Annotated in this window: 5 protein-coding genes; 4 read left to right on the forward strand and 1 reads right to left on the reverse strand. The window is 68.1% G+C overall.

The window, feature by feature from the left end; genetic code table 11:
* The 4 genes from ACFE7F_RS15300 to ACFE7F_RS15315 all read left to right on the forward strand — a co-directional run.
* On the forward strand, window positions 1-623 hold a 623-nt coding region (locus ACFE7F_RS15300; protein ID WP_375404711.1), incomplete at its 5' end, for an MFS transporter.
* Window positions 624-635: 12 nt separating this feature from the next.
* Complete coding sequence (locus ACFE7F_RS15305; RefSeq protein ID WP_375404712.1) at window positions 636-2,453, forward strand: flavin-containing monooxygenase; 1,818 nt, start codon at window positions 636-638, stop codon at window positions 2,451-2,453.
* Entirely contained in the window at window positions 2,450-3,247 is a 798-nt protein-coding gene (locus ACFE7F_RS15310) for an SDR family oxidoreductase (RefSeq protein WP_375404713.1), read from the forward strand. The genes ACFE7F_RS15305 and ACFE7F_RS15310 overlap by 4 nt, the downstream gene beginning before the upstream one ends.
* A gap of 22 nt (window positions 3,248-3,269) precedes the next feature.
* Window positions 3,270-4,724, forward strand: a complete 1,455-nt coding sequence (locus ACFE7F_RS15315; RefSeq protein ID WP_375404714.1) for an aldehyde dehydrogenase family protein — start codon at window positions 3,270-3,272, stop codon at window positions 4,722-4,724.
* Between the two features lie 15 nt (window positions 4,725-4,739).
* Here ACFE7F_RS15315 and ACFE7F_RS15320 read toward each other — a convergent pair.
* The coding region (locus tag ACFE7F_RS15320; protein ID WP_375404715.1) for a biotin/lipoyl-containing protein at window positions 4,740-5,656 on the reverse strand (917 nt) is incomplete at its 5' end.

A 5,656-nucleotide genomic window follows, 5' to 3' on the forward strand; every position in this document is an offset into this window, starting at 1 on the left:
TCGACTCCGGCCAGATCGGCATCATCGTCCTGGGCGTCTTCGTGTCGGCGCTGCTGGGAGCGGCGCTCGCCCCGATTGTGTCGCGGCGGATCGGGAAGAAACGCGGCGCGATGATCGTCGGGCTGGTCGCCTTCATCGGCGCGCCCTTGCCGATCATCCTGCGGCTCGCCGGGTTATTGCCGCCCAATGGCGATCCGTCGGTGTTCTGGCTGGTGTTCGCGACCACCACGCTCGACACCGCGCTGATCATCTGTTTCCAGGTGCTGACTGCCGCGATGATCGCCGATCTGGTAGACCGGGCGGAACTCCGCACCGGCCGCCGGTCGGAGGGCGTGTTCTTCGCCGCGATCACCTTCGTCAAAAAGACGGTGCTCGGCCTTGGCCTCATCGCCGCTTCCTTCGTGCTGACGCTGTCCGCCTTCCCCGTCGGCGCCAAGGCGGGCGAGATCCCCGCCGACACGCTGTGGCGGCTCGGGGCCTGGTACGTGCCCACGATCCTCGTGCTCTGGCTATCGATGATCGCGGTGCTCAGCAGCTACCGATTGGGTCGAGACGATCACGAGGACAACCTCCGCAAGCTTGCAGAGGCGAGGGCCGCCGCCCCGCCGCTCGCCTCCATCTGAAGGAACCGCGCCATGGCGACCACCGACCATCTCGATCTCGACGCCCTGCGCGACCGCTATGCCCGCGAGCGCGAGCTCCGCACCGCCACCGACGATAGCCAGCGTCAGTACCGCGACGTCGAACAGGGCTTCGCGCACCTGCTCGACGACCCGTACGGCACCGCGCCCCCGCGCCCGGCGGTCGAGGAGGATGTCGACGTGTTCGTCGTCGGCGGCGGTTTCGGCGGCCTCCTGACGGGCGCCCGCCTGCGTGAGGCGGGGGTCCAGCGCATCCGCATCGCCGACGCGGGTTCCGACTTCGGCGGCACCTGGTACTGGAACCGCTATCCCGGCGCGGCCTGCGACATCGAGAGCTACATCTACTTCCCGCTCCTCGAGGAGACCGGCTACATGCCGGTCGAACGCTATTCCAAGGCGGACGAGATCCGCGCGCATTGCCGCCGCATCGCCGAACGCTACGACCTGTACCGGGGCGCGCTCTTCTCCACGCAGGTGAAGGGCCTGGAATGGGACGGCGCCGCAGCGCGCTGGACGGTCACGACCGACAAGGGCGACGTGCTCCGCGCCAGGTTCGTGGTGCTGACCACCGGCCCGCTGAACCGTCCCAAGCTGCCCGAAATCCCCGGTATCGAAGGGTTCGCCGGTCACGCCTTCCACACCAGCCGTTGGGACTATTCCTATACCGGCGGTTCGGCGACCGAGCCCATGACGAAGCTCGCCGATAAGCGCGTCGGCATCATCGGCACGGGCGCGACCTCGGTCCAGTGCGTGCCGCCGCTGGCGCGCGACGCCAAGCACCTCACCGTGTTCCAGCGCACGCCGTCGGGTATCGACCCGCGCGACAACGGCCCGACCGATCCCGAATGGTGGGCCAGCCTGCCGCCCGGCTGGCAAAGGGAGCGCACCGAGAACTTCTCCGCCCAGTTCACCCAGGCCTTGCCGCCGACCGACATAGTCCGCGATGGCTGGACCGTGCTCGCCCGCGCCATGCGCGAAAAGGTCGCGACCGCCGGCCCGGGCGCCGACTACGCCGCGCTGCACGACCTCGCGGATTTCGAGAAGATGCAAGGGACGCGCGACCGGGTCGACACGATCGTGACGGACCCGGCGACAGCCGAGGCGCTGAAGCCCTGGTACAGCGTCTATTGCAAGCGCCCCTGCTTCTCCGACCTCTATCTCCAGGCCTTCAACAACCCGAATGTGAGCCTGGTCGAGACGGGCCGCGCGGGCGTGGAGGCGATCACGCCGACGGGCGCGGTCGTGAACGGGGTCGAACACCCGCTCGATTGCCTGATCTTCGCGACCGGCTTCGACACGTCGTCCTCCTACGCCAAGCGGTCCGGCGGGATGACGATCAGCGGCGTGGGCGGATTGTCGCTCAACCGCAAATGGGAAAACGGCGTGTCGACGCTCCACGGGATGCACACGCGCGACTTCCCCAACTGCTTCGTCCTCAGCCAGACCCAGTCGGGCATGTCGCCCAACTTTCCGCACATGATCTCCGAACAGGCGGCGCACATGGCGCACATCGTCGAATACTGCCTGAACAACGACGTAGGCGCGGTCGAGCCGACCGAGGCGGCGGAGGCGGCGTGGGTCGACACCATCGTCGCCGGGGTGATCGCGCGGCGCAAGCAGCTGGAGGATTGCACGCCGGGCTATTACAACAACGAGGGCCGCGGCTCGGCCAATGCCGCCAAGAGCGGCGTGTTCGGCGCGGGTCCGATCGAATTCTCCAAGCTGCTCCGCGTCTGGCGCGAGAGCGGCGACTTCGCCGGCCTGGAACTCGACGGCGAGAACGCCCGCAAGGCCAAGGAGAACGCATCGTGAGCAGCGTCGAAACACGCAAGTCGATCTTCATCACCGGCGCGGCGTCGGGCATCGGTCGTGAGACCGCGCTGCTGTTCGCGGGCGAGGGCTGGTTCGTCGGCGGCTACGACGTCAACGCCGCCGGGCTGGAGTTGCTGAAGGACGAGATCGGGGCCGATAACGGCCTGTTCGCCCAGCTGGACGTGACCGACGCAGATGCCTTTTCGGCCGCGATGACGGTGTTCGGCGAGCGGACGGGCGGCAGGCTCGATTTGATGCATTCCAACGCCGGCATCATCGGCGGGGGTTTGTTCGACGAGCAGCCGTGGGAAGAGATCGCCCGCGTCGTGAACATCAACTTCCTGGGGGTGATGATCGGGACGCGCGCGGCGGTGCCGCTGTTGCGCGCCACTCCGGGTTCGCTGAACCTGATCACTTCCTCCTCCTCGGCGATCTGGGGAACGGCCGGGATCAGCGTCTATTCGGCCACCAAGCATGCGGTGCGCGGGTTGACGGAGGCGATCGCGATCGAGTTCAAACGTTACGGCGTGCGCGCGGCGGACCTGCTGCCCGGCCTGATCGACACGCCGCTGATGTCGGACCGGATGCGCGAGCTGGCCCCCACCGAAGGCATGTGGCGACTGGTCAAACCACGTGAGGTCGCCGAGCATGTCTGGCGCGCGTACCATGAGGATGTTCTGCATTGGTACGTGCCCGCCGAGCTGCGCGAGTTTCACGCGCAGGTGGTCGCGGAGCCCGAGGTCGTGCGCGAGGAGCGGACCGCGCTGCTCGCGATGATGAACGCGGCGAGCTGAACTTCCGCGAGAGGACCTGATCATGTCGATACTGAACAACGCGCCCGTGACGCCTGCGGACGACGACGCCGCCGCGATCCAGGCGCTCCATGCGGCGTTCGCCGTGCAGAAGGCCGCCTTCGCCGCCGAGCGCTCGCCGACGATCGAGGTCCGGCGCGAGCGGTTGCAGATGCTGGTGGGCATGATGGCGTCCAACCGCGAGCGGATCGCGCGCGCGGTCGCGGACGACTTCGGCGCGCACCCGGCGGGCCAGTCCGACCTGATCGAGGTGCTCGGCGTGATCGGCCGCGCGGCGTACGTGCTGGAGAACCTGGAAGCGTGGATGCGCCCCGACCCGCGGCACATCGACGCCGCCGTGTTCGGCACGGCGCGCGCCGAGATGCGCCTCCAGCCCAAGGGCGTGATCGGCAACATGGTCCCCTGGAACTTCCCGTTCGACCTGTCGGTCGGGCCGATGGTCGACATGCTGGCGGCGGGCAACCGCGTGATCGTCAAGCCGTCCGAATACACTCCCGCCTGCGCCGACCTGCTCGCCGAAATAGTGGCGGCGACGTTCGACCCCGACCTCGTCACCGTCGCGGTCGGCGGGCTGGAACTGGCGCGCGCCTTTTCGGGGGTGGCGTGGGATCACCTGCTCTATACGGGTAGCCCAGGCGTCGGCCGCCAAGTGATGGCCGCCGCCGCCGCGAACTTGACCCCGGTCACGCTCGAACTCGGCGGCAAGTGCCCCGCGATCCTGACCCCGGGATCGGTCAGCCCACGCAACATCGAATCGGTGATCGGCACCAAGATCATCAAGAACGGGCAGATGTGCGTGTCGGTCGATTACGCGCTCGTACCCCGCGCCGAGATGGAGGCCTTCGTCGACGGCGCGCGCGCGTTCATGGGCGAAGCATCGCCCGATTATTCGCGCTCCGACGACTGCACGGGCATCATCTCGGAGCGTCACCTCGCGCGGCTGTCCGATATGCTGGGCGAGGCGCGCGGCCGCCAGGTCCGCGTGGTCGCGCTCGACGGACGCGAGGACGTCGACCCCGACACGCGCCGCATGCCCATATCGCTCGTCGTCGATCCGCCCGCTGACCTGCGCGTGATGCGCGAGGAGATCTTCGGGCCGATCCTGCCAGTGGTCCCCTATGACGACCTCGACGCGGCGGTGGCGGAGATTAACGCGGGCGACCGGCCGCTCGGGTTATATGTTTTCGGCGACGACGAAGCGGTCACCGACCGCGTGCTGAGCGCCACGCATTCGGGCGGGGCCGCGGTCAACACCTGCGCCGTACAGAGCTCGCTGCCGTCGATGGGCTTCGGCGGCAGCGGCATGAGCGGCATGGGCCGCCATCACGGCATGGAAGGCTTCCGCGAATTCTCCAACCAGCGCGGGCTGGTGGTCCGGGGCGAGGGCGACCTGATCGACGCCTTCTATTCGAACGCCAAGGGCCAGGCCGTGGCCCGGGCGGCGCTGGGCGAGGGCTGACGGGCGGGGGCGCGGCTAGGCCGCGTCCCGCTCCACCCGGACGAGCAGCGTTCCCTCGCTCACCTGCCCGCCCGTCTCTGCCGACAGCTCGGCCACCGTGCCGTCGAACGGCGCCGTCAGGCTATGCTCCATCTTCATCGCCTCCAGCGTGACGAGCTTCTGGCCCGTCACGACCACGTCGCCGACGCTCACATCCACCGCGATGATCCGCCCCGGCATCGGCGACAGGATCGCGCCGTTGGCGGCGGAGCCTGCGGCGATGCCGAAAGCGCGGAATGATTCGATCGACCAAGTCTGCCCGGCTTCGGCGATCAGCACCCTCCCCGGCGCAGGCCGGGGCCCAGCCACGCGGTCGGTGGTCGGCAGCAGCGACGTTCCTCGATCCGCACCGCGGCTGGGCCCCGGCCTTCGCCGGGGAAGCAGGGTGGGTTGTCTGTCGACCAACGCCCGCATCTCGTCGATGGCGCTCGCGTTCAGTCGAAACCCAAAAAGCGGTTGGTCCCCGACAAACATATCGGCCGCTTCCGCAAGTTTATCTTCGCTTGGTAGCGCGGGCGGCATCAACGCGTCGCCCTCGCGCAGAATCAAGCCGGTGTCGGCCGTACCGGCCCGAAACTGCTCGTCAAGGCAAAGCTTCGCCAGAAATCCGGCGTTCGTACGTACCGGCCAGACCTCGATTTCGGTCAACGCTTCCCAGAGCTCCTCGACGGCGTCGTGCCGCGACTTCTCATGAACGATAATCTTGGCGATCATGGGATCGTAGAAGCCCGTGACCTCCGCCCCTTCCTCCACACCAGTGTCGACGCGGACAAAGTCCGGCAGGACCAGATGCTCGAGGCGTCCGGTCGAAGGCAAGAAGCCGGTCGCCGGATTTTCAGCATACAGCCGAGCCTCCATCGCCCAGCCGTTCATCGCCAGCTCCTCCTGCCGCT

The sequence above is a fragment of the uncultured Sphingomonas sp. genome, from assembly GCF_964235535.1.
Lineage (GTDB): Bacteria > Pseudomonadota > Alphaproteobacteria > Sphingomonadales > Sphingomonadaceae > Sphingomonas.